Source organism: Luteimonas viscosa, from assembly GCF_008244685.1.
GTDB lineage: Bacteria > Pseudomonadota > Gammaproteobacteria > Xanthomonadales > Xanthomonadaceae > Luteimonas > Luteimonas viscosa.
Map to the genome: position 1 here is coordinate 184132 of NZ_VTFT01000001.1, position 18895 is coordinate 203026.

The 18895-nt window shown below is 60.4% G+C and carries 15 protein-coding genes and 2 pseudogenes; 4 read left to right on the forward strand and 13 right to left on the reverse strand.

From position 1 onward, the window contains the following. Positions 1 to 6: 6 nt before the first annotated feature. The 3 genes and pseudogenes from FZO89_RS00910 to FZO89_RS00920 form a co-directional block, all read left to right on the forward strand. Positions 7 to 150 (forward strand): annotated as a pseudogene (locus FZO89_RS00910) (DUF1153 domain-containing protein); the annotation flags it as partial. A 66-nt stretch (positions 151 to 216) separates the two neighbouring features. Next, positions 217 to 303: pseudogene (locus FZO89_RS00915) on the forward strand (IS3 family transposase); the annotation flags it as partial. 17 nt (positions 304 to 320) lie between these two features. Then, the gene (locus tag FZO89_RS00920) at positions 321 to 521 is read left to right on the forward strand and encodes a hypothetical protein (RefSeq protein WP_149101505.1); all 201 of its coding nucleotides are present in this window, start codon (positions 321 to 323) and stop codon (positions 519 to 521) included. A gap of 94 nt (positions 522 to 615) precedes the next feature. On the opposite strand, the gene FZO89_RS00925 is transcribed toward FZO89_RS00920, so the two are convergent. The 13 genes from FZO89_RS00925 to FZO89_RS00985 all read right to left on the reverse strand — a co-directional run bounded on the left by FZO89_RS00925 (position 616) and on the right by FZO89_RS00985 (position 16765). Then, complete coding sequence (locus tag FZO89_RS00925; protein WP_149101506.1) at positions 616 to 1782, reverse strand: YiiX/YebB-like N1pC/P60 family cysteine hydrolase; 1167 nt, start codon at positions 1780 to 1782, stop codon at positions 616 to 618. 6 nt (positions 1783 to 1788) lie between these two features. After that, positions 1789 to 2280: a hypothetical protein gene (locus FZO89_RS00930; RefSeq protein WP_149101507.1), complete on the reverse strand. Its 492-nt coding sequence runs from the start codon at positions 2278 to 2280 to the stop codon at positions 1789 to 1791. A 503-nt stretch (positions 2281 to 2783) separates the two neighbouring features. Further along, on the reverse strand, positions 2784 to 3674 hold the full coding sequence (locus FZO89_RS00935) for an SH3 domain-containing protein (RefSeq protein WP_149101508.1): 891 nt from the start codon (positions 3672 to 3674) through the stop codon (positions 2784 to 2786). A gap of 295 nt (positions 3675 to 3969) precedes the next feature. Beyond that, entirely contained in the window at positions 3970 to 4728 is a 759-nt protein-coding gene (locus FZO89_RS00940) for a tetratricopeptide repeat protein (protein ID WP_187470993.1), read from the reverse strand. Continuing rightward, positions 4721 to 5062 carry a hypothetical protein gene (locus FZO89_RS00945; protein ID WP_149101510.1) on the reverse strand — a complete coding sequence of 114 codons (342 nt, stop codon included), beginning with the start codon at positions 5060 to 5062 and terminating at the stop codon, positions 4721 to 4723. Before FZO89_RS00945 ends, FZO89_RS00940 begins: the two co-directional genes overlap by 8 nt. A gap of 559 nt (positions 5063 to 5621) precedes the next feature. Beyond that, on the reverse strand, positions 5622 to 6092 hold the full coding sequence (locus FZO89_RS00950) for a hypothetical protein (RefSeq protein WP_149101511.1): 471 nt from the start codon (positions 6090 to 6092) through the stop codon (positions 5622 to 5624). Between the two features lie 254 nt (positions 6093 to 6346). Continuing rightward, entirely contained in the window at positions 6347 to 7438 is a 1092-nt protein-coding gene (locus FZO89_RS00955) for a serine protease (protein WP_222928065.1), read from the reverse strand. Further along, entirely contained in the window at positions 7383 to 8243 is an 861-nt protein-coding gene (locus FZO89_RS00960) for a HEPN domain-containing protein (RefSeq protein ID WP_187470994.1), read from the reverse strand. Before FZO89_RS00960 ends, FZO89_RS00955 begins: the two co-directional genes overlap by 56 nt. Next, complete coding sequence (locus FZO89_RS00965; RefSeq protein ID WP_222928066.1) at positions 8237 to 8806, reverse strand: SEC-C domain-containing protein; 570 nt, start codon at positions 8804 to 8806, stop codon at positions 8237 to 8239. Before FZO89_RS00965 ends, FZO89_RS00960 begins: the two co-directional genes overlap by 7 nt. A gap of 195 nt (positions 8807 to 9001) precedes the next feature. After that, positions 9002 to 10156, reverse strand: a complete 1155-nt coding sequence (locus tag FZO89_RS00970; RefSeq protein WP_149101513.1) for a Shedu immune nuclease family protein — start codon at positions 10154 to 10156, stop codon at positions 9002 to 9004. Between the two features lie 212 nt (positions 10157 to 10368). Further along, the gene (locus FZO89_RS00975) at positions 10369 to 11178 is read right to left on the reverse strand and encodes a hypothetical protein (protein ID WP_149101514.1); all 810 of its coding nucleotides are present in this window, start codon (positions 11176 to 11178) and stop codon (positions 10369 to 10371) included. Continuing rightward, on the reverse strand, positions 11175 to 12683 hold the full coding sequence (gene dgt / locus FZO89_RS00980) for a dGTP triphosphohydrolase (RefSeq protein WP_149101515.1): 1509 nt from the start codon (positions 12681 to 12683) through the stop codon (positions 11175 to 11177). Before dgt ends, FZO89_RS00975 begins: the two co-directional genes overlap by 4 nt. 56 nt (positions 12684 to 12739) lie before the next feature. Further along, on the reverse strand, positions 12740 to 16765 hold the full coding sequence (locus tag FZO89_RS00985) for a methylmalonyl-CoA mutase family protein (RefSeq protein WP_149101516.1): 4026 nt from the start codon (positions 16763 to 16765) through the stop codon (positions 12740 to 12742). 446 nt (positions 16766 to 17211) lie between these two features. Here FZO89_RS00985 and FZO89_RS00990 point away from each other — a divergent pair, with 446 nt between their 5' ends. After that, positions 17212 to 18840, forward strand: coding sequence for a phospholipase D family protein (locus FZO89_RS00990; RefSeq protein ID WP_149101517.1), 1629 nt, complete (start codon positions 17212 to 17214; stop codon positions 18838 to 18840). Positions 18841 to 18895: the final 55 nt, after the last annotated feature.

Genomic DNA, 18895 nt, shown 5'->3' on the forward strand with positions numbered 1-18895 from the left:
AGCACGATGAGCCAAATGATGGACGAAGAGATCAAGCGTTGGACGGCCCGGCGGAAGTTGGCGCTGGTGCTGGAGATCATCCAGGGCAAGACGACGTTGGCCGAAGCCAGCCGCCAGTTCGACCTCACGCCCTCGGAGATCGAGAGCTGGGGGTGACCTGCCGCCACTGAACCGTACCACGTGAACGTGTAAAGTCCGTCAACCCGAGAGGTCGATGACAAGATCCAGCTCTACAACCACGGGCGCCCGCACCAAGCGTTGGGCATGAAGACACCCGCAGAGGCATATGTCTTACCGGCCTAACCTGCGCAGGAACCGCTGTGTCATTACAGCTCTGGCAGCAGATGATCTTCGACCAGCTTGACAACAGAACAGAAAGCTACCAAGCCGCCACCCCATCCCTCGACGAATCAAAGAAGGCAGCCGTCAAGACCAGGAACGCTCTGGATAAGACCATCCATGCCACCCATGCCACCCCGAAGGCAGTGAAGAAAACCGATAACGTCATTAAACTGTGTTAGAACTTCTCGTCTAGACTCATCTAACCGTCATGACGACATAGTCGCTGCAGTTCACCCTGCACTGCAAAACGGATCGGCCTTACTGTTCGTCGATTCAGAAATTAGATTGCTGTGGCGAATAGTCGAGGGATAGCAACCATTCCAATGCCTGCACTTGCGCCGTCATGACGCCTTTCGTCCTAATGTGATGGTAGAAGATCTGATACGTAGCCGCCAAATCCATCCGAATGGCTTCGGAGTCACTCTTCAACCACATGGCTCTCTTGAGCTCCACTTCAAGGTAAACATTCGAGACAACCACGTTCAAGTCACGCAGCGATCTTTCCGCGTTCTTCAGCATCAGCATCATCTTGTCCCGAGATAGGTACGCTCCTCCGCGCAAAGCCGCGATATCGAGAAAATACCCGTGCCAATCCGGCGGCACATGCTTCCCAATCAGATCATGAAGCCCACTGTCCTTTATGGACTGCGCCATCGGAGTATCGATATCTCGGTACCAATCCACCCCATGCTGAGCCGCCGCAACCATCGCATATAGCATTTCGCCATATGTCGACACTTCAACCCCATGTTCAAGTAACAATGGAGCGATCTCGGCCACGACGCTCCGTTTGATCTCAATCTCTTCTTCGTGGGCACTTTGCGCCGACTTCGCATCTAGAAAACTTTCAAACGATATCCGGATGTGGCGCTCCGATTCATCTGCCAAACGAACGCAATCAGCGGACACGTCTACGAACTGGCTAGACATCGCTATGTCCGCTGGCGTAGTTTTCTCGGGAGGCCTACCTTGGATAATCGGCAACCCGGCCGATGCATATGCCGCGGCTACCAGCTGTGAACAGAAGAACTTGCCATGCTCTACCGAGGGGACCATGGACAGGACCGCCGTAAGCACATCGATGTCAGCGTACTCGCGCTCCACTTTGGACTCAGCATAGCTGGCAGCACTCTCAAGATCGTCTCGAAGATTATCTGCGTCGCAATGCCGCAAGACTCGGACATTGGCGATGTCATTTATCAGAAAACGCCGCAATGAGATCTTGACGACACCGAATTCGGCCGATTCGACGCAGATCGGCGGCCGAGTACAAATGATCACATGCGAGAATTCACCGCGCGTTGCGGTCTTTATCGCGCCGCTTACAAACGATCCCGGGGTTCGCGTAGCGATAATGTCGCCAGGCCTTAGAGCCTCATGGTCGATGACCCAACGGGCCACGTCGGGATCATATGTACCGTTGGCATCCCCTTGCTTCATGGCCCACTACGGATTTGGCTTCACATACTGGATGACGTAGCTGGCGGAGAACAGGCCGAAGAAATTTGCTCCTTGCTGCATCTCAATTGTCTGGGCTCTTTGCTGCAAGTCCTTGTGAATCTCCGACACATCGGCGTCAGTTGCCGCCGCTGCGAGGCGCTGTCGCCCTTCCGTGACCAATCCTTGGAACTGTATCCGCCCGTCCTCGCGCAAACGCCACATGTCGTAGAGTTTGAACTGCACGATCGCCGATGCCGCCAGGCCACTGATTAGCGGAAGGACGACAACTGCGGCCTTTACCCATCGAGTGAACTCTCCAATTTCTGTCATAGCGGCGATCGCTGCTGCCGAGAAGCTCGCGAGAATCGCGATGACCTGCATTGCAAGGTACCAGCGATACGTTGACCTCGTAGCCTTTGCATACCACGCTTCGTAGTCCACGTGGAGTTGATCGATGAAGAAGGCCAGCTCTCCTCTGGGATTTGCCACATCTGACATATGCCCCTCCGAAACCTACCAGTGTGGGATCTGCAGCTCGGTCACGTTGTATGACGCCCGTGCCATGCTCTACATCGTCGCTAACGTCAACTGAAGCGGGTGAAGGCCACCATCGTCGGAGCCTGTGCAAGACCCACTTTCTCCCGAACCGCCGGTATCCATCGCTGGCGGCTTACAGCGTCGACCACGCTAGTGCGGTCAAGTCGGCACAGCCGCTGCCTTCCTTCAACGAGTCGGGACCTGCAACCAGCGACTCGACGCAATCGGCTGGCGTCTTCCGTTGGCAAGCGACCAGCGACAGCGGCCGCGTCGGGCGGGATCCCGGCGACGGCGCGGCGTGCCGCGACCAGGCAGTCTTCTTCTGCCACTAGCGCTTCCCTGTCCAGCAGGGCCGGATGCGGGTGATCGGGTATCCAGTTGTTCCGTCGCCAGGTCCGCCGGGGAAGGCTGCTGCGTTTGCTCCATGGCACATTCCTTCAAAGGGCCGTGCGTGTCACGCGATTTCAGTCATGGATCCAGAATGAACTGCTCTTGAGCTTCGACGACGTCCACCACAGCGGCGCGCCGAACTGGAAGTTGACACGCCCGGCATTGCTCTGCAGCGGCGCACGCACCCGTCCGTCGCGGCGATCGGCACGGTGGGACCCCGACTCCGGCACCACCGGGCAGATGTGGCCAGACCGGTTCGCATCCACGTGCTGCGCCGAGATGATGCAAACCGCACCCTCGTTGGCCGCCTGCTGCAGCGCGCTCAGATCGAACTCGCGGCGCCAGCCGAAGCGCGCCCCGAACTCCGGAAGCCAATGGTGCAGGCTGTTGGCATTGAGCTCGCGCACCGTAGCGGCGTACACCGGCTCCACCGGCACGCCATGGTCGAGATCTCGGAGCGCGGTTGCGGTCCACCACACCCGCGGCAGGTAGGTGCTGCCGAGGCAACAGTAGTCGTAACTGTAGATGTTGCAGTAGGTGCTGCCGGCCGTGGGCAGGTAGCGCACGCTCCTGTCCACGCGAAGCCAGCCCACAATGGCGAGCAGTTGCCTCGCGTGCTCCGCCGCCGAACCAGCTTTGCGGCGCGGAGCGTCGGGCTCATTCAGCGGGGACGCCCGCCCGCCGTCCTGCGAACGCTTGACCGGGTTCTTTGACTGCAGGTGCACCTCGACCAGCCGGTTGGCTGGCGTCTGCCGCGGCAACTCTCCGGCCGACGTCAGCCAGTCGGAAGACACATAACCTTCTACCTTTGTTCCGCCCAACTCGGTGCGGACCTTCCACCACGGTGCCCGCGCCTTCTCGACCAGTTCGACCGCATGCCCGCGCGGCAACAGGCCGATCCGGTTGGTGGTCACCACCCGTGGCGAGGACCGCAGGTTCAACTCAGATGCGCGTACCAGATACATGCAGCCTCCTTTGCTGACGCAGGGGACACAGATACAGAGCGGGGCGTACGTGCCGTGGCCACAGGGAATTGGTTAGCGTTGCGACGAGCCTGAGCCTACGCAGCCGACGCGCCGCCTCGGATAGGTCGGCGCTGGCTGTCGGAGGAGCGGTCGGGAACGTTGGCTCGCGCAACCTTCACCGGTGTCGCATGGCAGGCCGGCGCGGCGTGATTGTCCCGGTCTCATGGAAAATCCTCCATCAGGTATCCCCTATCACGGTCTGCAACAAGCGTCCCTGCCCTTCAACTCAAAAACCCTAACGTCTGGCTGTTGTCACCCAGCACGTGTTCAGGCCTCTGGCATTCGCAACGCCGTCGACGATCTCGACGAAGCGCGCACCAATCTCATCGTCCAGCCGCATCGGGCGAAACTGTCCGTCCTTGCAAAGCATCTCCACCATGGCCGGCGATCCGGCTAGCGTGCCGGCTACCGCTTCAAGGGCAGCCTCCTTGTCGCCGAGCTGGAAATGCAACAAGGCAAGGTTGTATTGCGCCCAGCGGTACCGTCCGGCCGTGCCCTCCTGGAGGGCGACGGCCTTCTCCAGGCTCGCTCTGGCACGGTCGTAGTGTTCTTTTGCAGCAGACGGATCCTCCAGGGACTTCGCATACCGGAACTCCGCGTAACCCAGGAAATTGTGGGCTTCCGAACTGTCCGGAGACACCGCCAGAAAGTCCTGGTAACTCTTGATTGCCTCGGGATACTCGCGGCTCATCAGGTGCCGGGTCCCTGCTTGCAGGAGAGGCAGCGCTTCATCCAACTTCCGGAGTCGGGTCTCCACCTCCACCAGCTCTTTCCGCTTCTCCTCAAGCTCCCCGTTGAGTACGGTGATCTTGCGCGACATCTCGGCTTCGGATGTCTGGAGAGCCTGAATCTTCTGTTCGAGGGGTGTGAGTCTGGTGGCGCTGTAGTACAGCGCGCCCACGAGAAAAACAGCGCCCGCAGCGATCATCAACATCGACATTGCCGATGAGCGTCTGAGCTTCGACAACGCATGCTCGATACGCTTGTCATCCATCGCTTCCATCCTCGATCAACTGCTCAATCAGCTTGAACGAGCGATTGAAGAAATAGATGATCCGCGCGGATGACATGGCAATCATCCCAGAACTTCCGAACAGCGCTACAAGGACCTCCGTGTTTCCCGGTTGCCTGGTGACCAGCATGTACGCTGCATACAAGAGAAGAAGAAAGGCGAACATCGTCAACAGCAGGTAGACGTATCGTTCGATCTTGAACATGGCCATCAGGCGCTCGAGCGCGCCGAGCGCCGTGTCGACCAGCTCTCTCCTTCGCCTGAACTTCGCGGCAGTCGATGGAACTCGCACACCTGAACTGGGCGGAACGGACATGGGGCATCACCACTTCTGCTGGATCAGCGATCCGGGCGGCAAGACGGAATGCTGGCAATGGCGAATCTCTCGGGCCCCGCGCGGCCACCCGAGAAGCTTGAAGTTGCGGCCCGCGGAGCGGGTTCAGCGCGACGATCGGATACCACGGCTACTGCGTCCTGCATGACCGGATCCTCTCCAGTGGGTCCCCGCCCTAGGGCAGAGGGAGTCAGTCGAGCCCCCTTCGACTGCCCCATTCGCCAATCTCCATTAGTCACAACGCACGCGGCTTCCCAGATCGGGCAGCCTGAATCGACCGTTCGTCGGAAATGCGCGAGACCGGAATCAATGCCCGCCAGAGTCCGCTTGCCCTAGGGACCACGATCTCGCCACCGGATAAATTTTGTCCAGCCGCCGGCAAAATTGGCCCGACCCCTGCCCGAACAAGCCGGCTAGCCGGCTCCCAAAGTCCGGCGACGGGCCGAATCAGTCGGCCAGCCAACAAAAAAAGCCCCGCGAAAGGAGCTTTGGGGCGCTGCGATACCGGGAACGAGCCATGCCCGCTTTCTTTGCCGGGGCGTCACTCCGCCGGCGCCGCACTCAGACGGGAACTGCGGCGGCTAAAGCGCGCGCCCAAGGCTTCGGCGGCGCCTTCCAGGCCGCGGTTGCGGCCGGAGACCTTGAGCAGGCCGTAGCCTTCGAGCGCGGTGTTCATCAGGTCGCTGCCCAGCGCCATTTCCGAGTCGGCCACGCGCTCGGTCAGGCGGTTCAGGCGGCTGAGCACCGGGCGCAGACGGTCCATCGCCACCAGGTCGGCCTGGGCCTCGGGCAGGCCCAGCGCCGGCGGCACGATGTCGGGGTTCTGCTCCAGCACCGTCAGCGTCTGGCGCACGAAGGCCTCGGACTTGTCGCCCATCTTGGTGATCTGGCGGCGGGTAGCGTTGTCCAGCGCCAGCAGGCCGGACAGGCGGGATTCCAGGTCGGACAGCGCCGCGTTGACGGCGGCCACGTCCTCGTCGGACAGGGTGAGCGACAGCAGGTTCTGGGTCACGGCAGGCTCCTTTGCATTCCATGTGAGTGGGTGCCCGGCGTGCGCCGGGCCCGTGCACAGTGCCAAGGGGCGGTGGGGATGGGTGTCGGGAAACGGCGCGAGCGCTCGTAGGGAAAACCTGAAAGCTGCGTCAGGCGAGTCTCGCGGCCATGTGCTCCCCGGTTCGGCCAGCGCACAGCTCACCTCCCCTCTATTTCGACGCGAACCCGCGGTGACGGGACCACAAGTTAATTGCCCCGTCCCCTAAATCCCGATCAGATGTCCACACGCGGCATCCCTTCCTGCGAATCGTTCATGAAATCAAAGAGGCTTCGCCCTTCCGTCACCGGAAGACCCATTACCGACGTCAACATTGCTCCATAGGCATCGCGTTCCCCGGAAAAGCTCCGGCTGACCACTCCACGCACCACGGCACCGTCACCACCGAAGATGGGCGCCCCACTCATCTTTCCCGGCACCTTTGCCCTGTAGTTGAAACAGGGGCCAGGCGTAGGCACATCCTTGAGAAGATGGTTTTGAGGATAGGACTGCACGGTCTCTCCGACCGATACAAACAGCTCCCGCTTAAGGGATGGTGTGCTCAATCTCCCATCGGCAGCGATGTCGATCGGGAAATCCTCCATCTCTGCGTATCCGATCGTGTACGTGATTTCCCCATCTGCGAACGTGCGCAGAGAAAGGTTCAGAGGCTGGTGGACCATGCCGTCGGGGAGTTCCGCCACCTTGCACACCGCGATGTCGGTGAACATCTCGAACCGGTCCCGCTCGTGCAGAAGCGGACTTTGCTTCCACTCTCCCCAATAGCGCGCACGTTCGAATGGCAGGAACTTTGCCTCCTCTCGACCCGACGCGGGGTTGACCGGAACAATGACGCCTATATTGAGATTGGCCTCGAACGCCCTACCCTGCGGCAGCTGAGTCAACCTCGCATAACCGCTATCGTGGGGATCCATCAGGACGTGACTGGCGGTAATTACGTATCCGCTGCAACTGACGACAAATGCGGTTCCGATGCACCTCGCCGTATTGCCACCCTCCATGAAGGCGACAACGGGCAGGATGCTTTGCTGCAGCAGCAGATCCGTATGACCGAAGCTTTGGAGCAGGCCTAGAAAGCTTCCGCCTCTTGGCCTCGACGTCATCAGCTCGAACCTGGGATCTATCGCAAAGTAGTCGTCTTCGCTCCCGGGCTTCGATTTCAGCGCAAGGCCCTTCAACCCTGCTACTTCCCAACGACCGTCCCGCCCCCTGCTCCATAGCGTCTTCAGAACGGAAACATCACCGGCCATCTCAAGGCCTGCTCTTCTTGCCGGCCTGAATTTCGGCCAGATGTCCGCGATACGCACTGGCCAGCTTCGGCGGGATGAAGACGAACTTCAAGAGTTCGTCCAGCATTTCCGGGTAAAGATACAGATGCGGATTCTGGGCGTTGAAGTGTTCTTTTGCCATGATCGTCCGGCGCATTCTCGAGCCGAAGCACGCATTCTGCCAAAGCAGGGCGGGACGACTGCAATGTGATCGATCGGCCAGGATTCTCTCGAGCAATCCTCCATGCAGGCGAAACTTGTATCGAGGCACTTTGTCGCTGCGCGCGAGGTTTGACCAGGCCTCCTCCAGCAGCTTCCGCTCTCCAAGTGGCAGTTCCTTACCGAACACATCCAGCACTTGGCAATAGCGACGAATTTCCCAAACTGTCAGGTCGAGATCTACCAGGACATGTCCGCGAACATGGAACGGAATGTCGATGTAACGATACTCGCCGTAATGCTTCAGATGGTCCAGAAACTCACGGCTCCGCGACGAAAGATTGATCACAAACGAAAGCCCTCCAACGAGCGACATGGCCTTGCCAAGGTCGTGCCGAACATCGGTGGCTTTGATGCGGTTATAGAGAAGGATCGCTTTGAGATACTTCTCGATCGCCTGATGCGCCGCCCACAGGAACTGCGGAAACAACTCGTATCTGCACGCAAGCCTGGCCGCGATGTAGTCGCGATCTGCTTGGTCGCGGAATGACTGGGTGGCAAATGAGTTCAGCGAGCGATCCAGTTTGTCCTGCTCACTGGTGTAGGGCGCAAACGACAATTGGCCTCCCCGCGGTCGCCCGCGCTTGTTGTGTGTGCGCGCACCGACGGGCAGGCGGCCTACCACGGGAAGTCGCGGCCGTGGCAGTATTTGTACCTGCCTCCGCTACCGCAAAGGCAAGGACTCTTTTCACGCCGGCCCTCCGCGATTGACCGCCCAAGGAGCGATCTTGCATCCATGAGCGGCTCGATCTCGTGAGCCGGGATGCTGACATAGCCATACGTTCCGGCGCGCTCGCCGCGGTTCATTACTTTCACGATCTCCTCCGACACGCGTATGAAATGGCGTATCAGAAGGTCATCCCGAATGGCGAGTCGCACATTGTCCTTGGCGAGACCGGCGTATGCCAAGGACGGATCGCCGACAAACAGGATTCGACCCTCGCCCTCCTGTTTCGGAGTAACGTCCACAAGCCGGCCATCCAGCGAAAACCATACCGCATGGAACTCTGCCTCGACCAGCACATTCGGCCATTCCCATATTTGCCAGCCGCAAAGCATCTGACCGCCCTCAGCTTCGACCTGCTCTTGGACATTTAGGAAGCATTCGTTGACTCGCGCAGTCGGAGTCGGCTGGACTTGGAGGTAGCCTGGCGTCTGACCAGGTGCGACCATGTCTACCAGTCGCATGACGTAATCCGAAATTTCTGGCGGAGTGCTGGTATGCAATGGTGTCTAGGCTCGGATGCACTCGGCGACCTGCCCGCTGGTCGTGCCAGTAGTACTGACAAATCCTGGGGTGAAGGTTACTGCGTTGTCCGTTTGCTGTGCACGATCGTTGGCCGCGAACTGGAGAAAGTCGACTCTGACCCCCGTTTTGGCAGGCTAGGATTCGTTCGCGGCGATGATATGCCTTGCTCTCTCATATAGCTCATCGTATGTAACGATCTCTGGTTGGATCGTGTTGCGACGAAACAACTCAAAGCTTCTGAGCTGTTCTCGACTAACGCCGTGCTCACCAACAAACTGCTCTAGTGAGCCGGCGACAACAAACGCCCGAGAGGAGAAGTTGAAGACCTCCTCGGCGGTTGGAAATCCGCTATCGTCTGTTAGTCGGAATGACCCCATCAGCGCTTCTGCTGCGAACGCCACAGTTCCTTGTACTTGCGCAACCGCTCCAGCAAGATCATCGGAAGGTGCCCAACACCCTTCACGATAGCTTTTCGATTTCAGCAACTTCGTCCTGTGGGTCTTTATTTCGACAAAACACAAGCTCGACGCCCGCGCCTTGGTTCTCAGAAGGGCGTCAACTCGCTTTCCGGGCTGCGCCACGTCGCTTCCTCTGACTGCTTGTTCCAGCTTCTTCCCATCGAGACTGGATGCGAATATGTAGCTGAGACCATAGCCGAAGATCCAGGGGTTCTTCTCAAAGAACTTCTGCCACAACGCTTCTGGCGTACAGTTCTTCCTTTCAAGCAAGTTCTGGAAGAAGCCCTCATCCTCGAGCAGGCATCTGAATACCTCAAGCTGCTTTTTTCGGTATGCAATCGCGACCACGTCCTGCTTGGTGAGCGAGTTCCTCACCGCCTCGGCAATCATGTCCTCGTTTTCTGAAACGAGCTGCTTTACCTGGTGGGAAGTCAAGGCGATTCGCCTTAGCTCCGAATCTGAGATGTTGATCTGGCGCCCATTCTCAAACGAAACTGCTTGGATGTTGGCGAGGAACTCACAGAATCTGCCAATTTCGTCGCCGACAAACGAAAAGCCTGTTCCATACGGCTGGCCGCTTTCGGAACTGAACTTCTGTACGGTCAAGACGAAGATCTTGCGTGGATCTTCAAGGAACTTTGCGGATATGTAGGTCGCAGCATCAGGCTTGTGTCGAAGCACAACGTCGTCGCGTTCGCGCGCGTACTCATAACCATCTGTAGACGGCAGGACCTTTGAAGCGATACGGACAAGCCGTGACTTATCGCCAAAGGATGGAAGCGAGGGACTGATGTAGGTCTTTCCCGGTTTGGGATTCTGATAGTTGTCCATAGGCGCCTCCTTGTCCTTGTGATCGTATGCCGCCGCGATCAACGAGACAAGCGAGTACTCCGGCTTGCCGGCGGAACGAAGAATGCCAGCTCACCTAGGACTACGGCGCCTATCTCAACCGCAAGCGATTGGCTCGCGGGAGAATCAGCAGAACCCAGCATGCTCATCGTCCACGCCCTTGGAGTAGGGTGAGCCCTACTCAGACCCTGCTTCTATGCTGTTCTTCGCCCCTCCAAGGGAATGAGCGACGTTGTGCCTGGCCCTACGCATTTTCTTACACAGGACTGAGAGCCCGCAGAATCATTCAACTGTTCATATGCGCGCCTAACAGCCTCTCGAATATCAAGTCGAACCTGTTCCATCGCGATCTCATTCAAGATTCGACGCTCACCCCAGCGAGACTCTGCATCAATTATCTTTGATATCCCAAACTCTTCAACGCATTTCACAAAGTAACTTGCTACCGCCGGAGTTAGCTCCAAATCCAGCTTGAATGCAAGGCGAGCGATCCTCGCGCCGAAGATCGGCTCCAGCTTCTGTGGGGGCACAACAAAATCCAACCTGCGGTCGGCCAAGCTTGTAATGAACGCACTACTCGCAAGCACCCTTCCCGTCTTCAGAGACACGGCGATTCCATCTGTTGAAAAACAAACAGTCCCCAAAAGGTTCCTTACGCTTACAAATGAGGATGCATCAAAGCGAAATGCGTAGCTCTTGCTCAGTTCCCAAGCATCAACTTCATAGCCTCCAACTAGGAACCTGTAACCACCAAAATTTGTCCTCTTAAGCAGTGATGCTTGCGCGCCGATCTCATCAGTCGCCAACGGGCCGGACACGAATACATCAAGATCATTGACGAGCTTGCTCGCACCGAACGCGATATCCCTCGGAGCCCCGCCAAAGAGGTACGCCTCGCCGTGGCTATTCCATTGCCTAATCACCGAACCGAGTGGATCAGTCTTCTTTAGCTTTCGTGTGTAGCGTCGAAGCTTGTCAACAACTTGGCTAGACAAAGAGTTCATATAACCCCAAGCTGTTTCAGATCGGCATGCACTCGGACCGCGTAAGAATCCGTCATACCGCAAACCTGGTCGCAGACAAGCTGCACCTGCCTATACCAGAGCGGCAAGCCTAAATCTGCCGATTGTCTGTATGCGCGAATATAATTTGGCGACATTAAAGACATCACATACTCGTCTATTTTTGTCTGGGTTCCATGCGCGTGCGTTACTACAGCTTTCCAGAAAACTCCCATTAGTTCCGGAAGAACACTGTGGCCTTGAAGCTCGGCCCTAATGACAGAGGGATGCTTGTAGACTCTAAGGAGCGCAAAAGCCTTGAATGCTTCAACGAGATTCTTAGCGCCGAAGTCTTCAGCAATACCCTTCTTTAGACCAGAGAATGTATTAGTGGATTCCAATTCTACGAATTTCTCAATTGCGTCCGACACCATCAGACCTATTGCGTAGCTTCGAAGAATATCAACCTGAGAGTCACGAACTTCTTTGCTGCTCAGAGGGACTTCCTTCCCGTCATCCCGCTTCATTCGAAGCGTACTAAGCCATTCCCGATCGTCGTCATATTGATTCATCAGCTGGACTATACGAACATCATCTTTGTAGCGAGGATCGGTACTAATATATGACGCGAGCTCAGCCGCACTAATCAACTCTTTCTTTACAGCATCCTCAATATCTAATACGGAGTATGCGATATCATCGCAAACCTCCATCAGATAGCTGAGAGGATGACGTACACCTATGTCCAGTCCTGTTTCACGGCTAGCCCATTCAAAAACTGCTTGCTCCGAACGAAAGACACCAAACTTCTTAGGACCATCATCTCCCTTGATGGCGTCTGCCATCCATGGATACTTCATGAACGCGCGCAATGTTGACGCGGTCAGACGTAACCCACTCTGATGATCTTGATGTTGAAGGCGCGTCAAGATCCGAAATCCTTGAGCATTTCCTTCAAACAGCAAGAAGTCCTTTAAGAGGTCACGATCGAAGGCTTTCTTGGCTTCGCTCTTAATTTTCGAGTCGTTCTCTTCAACCCAAGCGCGGATGGCCACTTCGCCCTGATGCCCAAAAGGCGGATTTCCTAGATCATGTGTCAGCGCTACTGCCGCCAACAGGGCTGGTACGTTCCGATGCGCGTTCTCGAACTCTGCCAGACCAGCAATTCGGGCAGCGACAGCGGTGCCCATTGATCTCGCTAGATTCGAAACCTCCATAGAATGAGTAAGGCGCGTCCGAACCCCGTCGTGCATATCTAATGGAAAAACCTGAGTTTTATCCTTCAGACGCCGAACTGGAGTGCAGAACACGACTCGATCAAAGTCGCGCTCATGATCTGTCCGATGATCATTAATGGTCCCGTAGATCATTTTCTTACGGTCGGGGCCGGGAACCCGCGCTGTCGAAAGAAGCTTGGACCAATCCAATGGCTTGATCTCAGTAGTCTTCGCAGCACCAACGACCTTGCGTCTTGCGGTCTTAGTCGCGCGTTTTCCGTCAGCCTTCATCCCCTTCTCCCTTGACGAACGAACTCTCTATGAGACCGAGTGAGGATGCCTATTCCCTACATATTCCGCCGATACTCCCCACCCACGTCATACAACGCATGGCTGATCTGCCCCAGGCTATGCGTCTTCACCGCGTCCATCAGCGCCGCGAACACATTCCCCCGCCGCCGCGCCGTGTCCTGAAGATACGCCAGTCCGTGGCCGTCGTGGGGCTCGGTGGCGGCGGCTGCGTCGTCTTCCACCACGTGGGCGTGCAGGGTTTCGCCTTCGGGCGCCAGCGGGTTGCGGCCGTGCTGCCAGTTTCTGACGTTACTAATCTGCTGGGCCTTTTCTTCCGGCGTTGAGCGGATCAGCTCGATCTCGGTGGCCACCTCGCCCGCGTGTTCCTTGGGCAGGAAGGTGTTCACGCCCACCAGCGGCAGGCTGCCGTCGTGCTTCTTGTGCTCGTAGTACAGCGACTCTTCCTGGATCTTGCCGCGCTGGTACATGGTGTCCATGGCGCCCAGCACGCCGCCGCGCTCGCTGATGGCTTCGAACTCCCTGTACACGGCCTCTTCCACCAGGTCGGTGAGCTGGTCGACGATGAAGCTGCCCTGCCAGGGGTTCTCGCAGAAGTTCAGCCCCAGCTCCTTGTTGATGATCATCTGGATGGCCACGGCGCGGCGCACGCTGTCTTCGGTGGGCGTGGTGATGGCCTCGTCGAAGGCGTTGGTGTGCAGGCTGTTGCAGTTGTCGAACAGGGCGTACAGGGCCTGCAGCGTGGTGCGGATGTCGTTGAACTGGATCTCCTGCGCGTGCAGGCTGCGGCCGCTGGTCTGGATGTGGTACTTCATCATCTGGCTGCGGCTGCCGGCACCGTAGCGCTCGCGCATGGCGCGCGCCCAGATGCGGCGGGCGACGCGGCCGATGACGGTGTACTCCGGGTCCATGCCGTTGGAGAAGAAGAAGCTCAGGTTGGGCGCGAAGTCGTCGATCTTCATGCCGCGCGCGAGGTAGTACTCGACGATGGTGAAGCCGTTGCTCAGGGTGAAGGCGAGCTGGCTGATCGGGTTCGCCCCGGCCTCGGCGATGTGGTAGCCGGAGATGGACACCGAGTAGAAGTTGCGCACCTTGTGGTCGACGAAGTACTGCTGGATGTCGCCCATCATGCGCAGGGCGAACTCGGTGCTGAAGATGCAAGTGTTCTGGGCCTGGTCTTCTTTGAGGATGTCGGCCTGGACGGTGCCGCGCACGGTGGCGAGGGTCTCGGCCTTGATGCGGGCGTAGGTGTCCGCATCGACCAGTTGGTCGCCGGTCATGCCGAGGAAGGCGAGGCCGAGGCCGTCGTTGGTGGGCGGGAGGTCGCCGTGGTACTGCGGGCGCGGCCTGCCCTGGAAGAACGCGTCGATCTTCTGCTGGGCTTCGTTCCAGCGGGCGTCGTCGGCCTTGAGGTGTTTCTCGATCTGCTGGTCGACGGCGGTGTTCATGAACAGCGCGAGGATGATCGGCGCCGGGCCGTTGATGGTCATCGACACGCTGGTGGTGGGCGCGCACAGGTCGAAGCCGGAGTAGAGCTTCTTCATGTCGTCCAGCGTGGGGATGTTGACGCCGGAGTTGCCGATCTTGCCGAAGATGTCGGGGCGCTCGGCCGGGTCTTCGCCGTAGAGGGTCACGCTGTCGAAGGCGGTGGACAGGCGCGCGGCGGGCTGGCCGGCACTCAGGTAATGGAAGCGGCGGTTGGTGCGCTCGGGCGTGCCTTCGCCGGCGAACATGCGGATGGGGTCTTCGCCGGTGCGGCGGTAGGGGTAGACGCCGCCGGTGTAGGGGTAGCTGCCGGGCAGGTTCTCCTTGCCCAGGAAGGTGAGCAGTTCGCCCCAGCTCTTGTAGGTGGGGGCGGCGATCTTGGGGATTTTCTGGTGGCTTAAGGAGTCGCGGTAGTTTTCGACGCGGATCTTCCTGCCGCGGACTTCGTATTCGGTGACGTCGTCGGTGATGGATTTGAGGCGGGCGGGCCACTCGCGGAGGTTGCGGAGGTTTTCGGGGGTGAGGGCCTGGACAGCGTCGTTGTAGCGTTGGCGGAGGGTCAGGAGGGTGCGGTCCGGGGGAAGAGCGCCCTCATCCGCCCTTCGGGCACCTTCTCCCGCAAGCGGGAGAAGGGTAGATACGGCTGCGGCTGGGGCTGGGGCTCTGGATTCGGCTGGGTTTCCGCCACTCACGTGGACTGGCGTGGAATGACCGCCACCCACGTTGTCATTCCGAGGCGAAGCCGAGGAATCTGCTTTTGCGGCGGCGGAAGGTAGATCCCTCGCTTCGCTCGGGATGACAGGGTTTGGGGTGGCGGCGGTTTCTGCCCCCTCTCCCGCTTGCGGGAGAGGGTTGGGGTGAGGGGCTTTTGGTTCGGCGGCAAGAGCGCCCTCATCCGCCCTTTGGGCACCTTCTCCCGCAAGCGGGGGAAGGGAATTCCGACCCTGCGGGGGAAGGAGGTCGTTGGCGTCGTAGAGGTCGAGGGCCTTGGGGAGCTTCGGGTCCTCGAGTTCCTTGAGGGACTGCCAGAACGACTGGGCGCGATCGGCGGCTTCGGCCTGTTTTTCGATTGAGGCGTTGATCGCCCTGCCCTGCTCGGCGATCTCGGCCAGATAACGCACGCGGGCGCCAGGGATCAGGACGGTGGCGCGGGGTTCCTTGAGGGAGGTGTCGAGCTGCGGCTGCCAGTTGCAGCGCACGGCCTCGCGCGTCCTCGATCCTGCACGCTCTTCTACAGCGGCAGGCTGGTCGTCTCCAGTCCCCGTTCCCGAAGGCTGGTCTTCCCCCTTCCCCATTCCCATCTTCGCCGCCAGCAGGCGGCAAAGATTCACGAACATCCAGCTGATGCCGGGATCGTTGAACTGGCTGGCGATGGTGGGATACGCCGGCACGTCCTCGTCCGCCGTCTGGAAGGCGGTGCGGTTGCGCTTCCACTGTTTGCGCACGTCGCGCAGGGCGTCTTCGGCGCCGCGCTTGTCGTACTTGTTGAGCACGATCAGCTCGGCGAAGTCGATCATGTCGATCTTCTCGAGCTGGCTGGCGGCGCCGTAGTCGCTGGTCATCACGTAGATGGGGAAGTCGACGAGGTCGACGATCTCCGAATCGCTCTGGCCGATGCCGGCGGTTTCGACGATCACCAGGTCGAAGCCCAGGCCCTTGAGGAAGGCGATGCAGTCCTTCAGCACGGCGTTGGTGGCGACGTTCTGACGGCGGGTGGCCATCGAGCGCATGTAGACGCGGTGCGAGCGCAGCGAATTCATGCGGATCCGGTCGCCCAGCAGCGCGCCACCGCTGCGGCGGCGGGTGGGGTCGACGCTGATCACGGCGATGCGCATCTTCGGGAAGCTGGCGAGGAAGCGGTTGAGCAGTTCGTCGGTGACGGAACTCTTGCCGGCGCCGCCGGTGCCTGTGATCCCGATCACTGGCGTGATCGGGCGGGAATCGGGAGTCGGGATTCGGGATTCGGAAGAGCGCTGGGCGGACCAGCCCTTGCGCATCAGGGCAAGTTCGGCCTCGGAGAAGACGCCGTCCTCGATGGCCGAGAGCATGCGGCCGATCGCGATCTCGTCTTCGATCGCCGGCCTCGGCTGTTTCGAATCCCGACTCCCGAATCCCGAATCCCGGTCATTGCGCGCAGTGCGCGCGATGACATCGCCAATCATCTCCACCAGCCCCATCTTCATGCCGTCGTTGGGGTGGTAGATGCGTTCGACGCCGTAGGCTTCGAGTTCGCGGATCTCCTCGGGGGTGATGGTGCCGCCGCCGCCGCCGAAGACGCGGATGTGGCCGGCGCCGCGTTCGCGCAGCATGTCGACCATGTACTTGAAGTATTCGACGTGGCCGCCCTGGTAGCTGGACAGGGCGATGGCGTCGGCGTCTTCCTGCAGGGCGGCGCGCACGACGTCCTCGACGCTGCGGTTGTGGCCCAGGTGCACCACTTCGGCGCCCTGGGCCTGGATCAGGCGACGCATGATGTTGATGGCGGCGTCGTGGCCGTCGAACAGGCTGGCGGCGGTGACGAAGCGCAGCGGGGAGGTGTCGGGCCTGGCTTCGGGGAGGCGGTCGGCTGGCGTGGCCATGGCGCGGGTCCGGCTTGATTTCAGTTGGAACCGATTGTAGCGCGGCGCGGTTTACGCCCTTCGTAGCCCGGATAAGGCCAAAGGCCGCATCCGGGGTGTGGGTTCGGTTGCGACGAATGGGCGTCCCGGGTGCGCTTCGCTTACCCGGGCTACGGGTCGCGCCTTCGGCGCGCCCTCATCCGCCCCTTCGGGGCACCTTCTCCCGCAAGCGGGAGAAGGGAGGAGCGGGTCGCTTCTGCTCCCGTTTGCGCGCCTGCTCCCTCTCCCTCTCCCTTTCCCTTTCCCCCTCCCTTTCCTCTCCCGCGCCTCCGCTCCCTCTCCCGCTTGCGGGAGAGGGTTGGGGTGAGGGCCGGCGGTGGCGTGGATCTTTCGTGCGGGGCCCCGGGTGCGCGTTGCTTACCCGGGCTACGCCCCCACCCGCCGGCCGAAATGCCAAACTGGCCGGCATGACCCGTAGCCCATCCTCGAAACGTTCGCCGCGCGCGCGGCGCCCGAAACGGCCGCCGCTCACCGTGAAGCAGCGCGTCAAGCGCATCGTGGCCTGGGGCCTGTTCTCGCTGGTGGCGCTGGTGCTCAGCGGCGTGCTGCTGGCCGACCACCTGATGCCGCCGGCCACCGGCGACAAGGGCCATGCGCTGCCGATCGTGCCGGGGCAGACCTCGCTCGACCGCGAGCTCGAACCGCTGCTGGCGCGCAATCCGGGCAGGACCGGCACGATCATGCTGCCCGACGGGCTGGATGCGTTCGCGGCGCGTGCGATCTCGGCGCGACAGGCGGGGCGCAGCCTCGACCTGCAGTACTACATCTGGCACGACGACCTCACCGGCCACCTGCTGATGTACGAGGCCTGGAAGGCGGCCGAACGCGGCGTGCGGGTGCGCATGCTGCTCGACGACATCAACACCTCCGGCAAGGACGCGGCGCTGCTGGCGCTGGACGCGCACGAGAACATCGAGATCCGCGTCTACAACCCGTTCCGCAACCGCGACGGCGTGGCGCGCGTGCTGGAGATGGTGCAACGCATGTTCAGCGTCACCTACCGCATGCACAACAAGGCCTGGATCGCCGACGGGCGGGCGGCGGTGGTGGGCGGGCGCAACATCGGGCTGGAGTACTTCGGCGCGCACGAGGAAACCAACTTCCGCGACCTCGACGTGCTGCTGTTCGGCCCGGCGGTGGAACAGGCCAGCGCGATCTTCGACGACTTCTGGAACAGCGAGGCGGTGGTGCCGATCGCGCAGCTCAACCGCAAGTCGCGGCGCACACTGGAATCGGTGCTGGCCTCGATCAAGGAGGAGGCCGGCAGCGAGCTGGCGCGGCGCTACCTCGACCAGGTGGACCTGTCGCCGAGCGTGCGCATGTACTTCGCGCAGGAACTCACGCCGTACTGGACCGAACACATCCGGGTGCTGTCGGATCCGCCGCTGAAGTGGAAGACCGAGACGCGGGTCGACGGCCTGGTGGTGGAACTGATCGGGCTGCTGCGCCAGACCGAGCACAAGGCGCTGCTGGTCTCGCCCTACTTCGTGCCGGGCGACGAGGGCGTGGCCGCGCTCGCGACGCTGGTGCGCCAGCGCGGCGCGCACGTGGGCGTGATCACCAACTCGCTGGCCGCCAACGACGTGCTGGCGGTACATGGCGGCTATGCCAACTACCGCGAGGCGTTGCTCAAGACCGGAGTGAAGCTGTACGAGATGCGCCCGCAGGCGACGGACTCGGACGCCAGCCTGTTCGGCAGCAGCGGCGCCAGCCTGCACACCAAGGCCTTCGTGGTCGACGACCGCCATGGCTTCATCGGTTCGTTCAACATCGACCCGCGCTCGATCGAGCTCAACACCGAGATGGGCGTGCTGTTCGACGACCCGGGGCTGGCGGTGGCGCTGCGCGAGGAATACCTGCGCCTGGCGGGCCCGAACCACAGTTACTGGGTGTACCTGGACGGCGAAGGCCGCACGCGCTGGCTCGACCGCGCCGCGAAGCAGCCGGTGGTGCTGGAGCACGAGCCGGAGACCTCGCTGTGGGAACGCGGGCTGGCGCGGGTGGTGGGCTGGCTGCCGGTGGAGTCGCAGCTGTAGGGCTCGGCCGGGGCGGCGAAACCGGGGTCACGGGCAATTCGCGAACGAGGGGCGT

What these genes read in the sequence shown, in the direction of transcription:
- FZO89_RS00975 (WP_149101514.1), bottom strand. Translation starts at nt 11,178, where the DNA reads ATGAACTCTTTGTCTAGCCAAGTTGTTGACAAGCTTCGACGCTACACA.
- FZO89_RS00990 (WP_149101517.1), top strand. Translation starts at nt 17,212, where the DNA reads ATGACCCGTAGCCCATCCTCGAAACGTTCGCCGCGCGCGCGGCGCCCG.
- FZO89_RS00930 (WP_149101507.1), bottom strand. Translation starts at nt 2,280, where the DNA reads ATGTCAGATGTGGCAAATCCCAGAGGAGAGCTGGCCTTCTTCATCGAT.
- FZO89_RS00970 (WP_149101513.1), bottom strand. Translation starts at nt 10,156, where the DNA reads ATGGACAACTATCAGAATCCCAAACCGGGAAAGACCTACATCAGTCCC.
- FZO89_RS00965 (WP_222928066.1), bottom strand. Translation starts at nt 8,806, where the DNA reads ATGCGACTGGTAGACATGGTCGCACCTGGTCAGACGCCAGGCTACCTC.
- FZO89_RS00925 (WP_149101506.1), bottom strand. Translation starts at nt 1,782, where the DNA reads ATGAAGCAAGGGGATGCCAACGGTACATATGATCCCGACGTGGCCCGT.
- FZO89_RS00985 (WP_149101516.1), bottom strand. Translation starts at nt 16,765, where the DNA reads ATGGCCACGCCAGCCGACCGCCTCCCCGAAGCCAGGCCCGACACCTCC.
- FZO89_RS00935 (WP_149101508.1), bottom strand. Translation starts at nt 3,674, where the DNA reads ATGTATCTGGTACGCGCATCTGAGTTGAACCTGCGGTCCTCGCCACGG.
- dgt (WP_149101515.1), bottom strand. Translation starts at nt 12,683, where the DNA reads ATGAAGGCTGACGGAAAACGCGCGACTAAGACCGCAAGACGCAAGGTC.
- FZO89_RS00940 (WP_187470993.1), bottom strand. Translation starts at nt 4,728, where the DNA reads ATGGATGACAAGCGTATCGAGCATGCGTTGTCGAAGCTCAGACGCTCA.
- FZO89_RS00945 (WP_149101510.1), bottom strand. Translation starts at nt 5,062, where the DNA reads ATGTCCGTTCCGCCCAGTTCAGGTGTGCGAGTTCCATCGACTGCCGCG.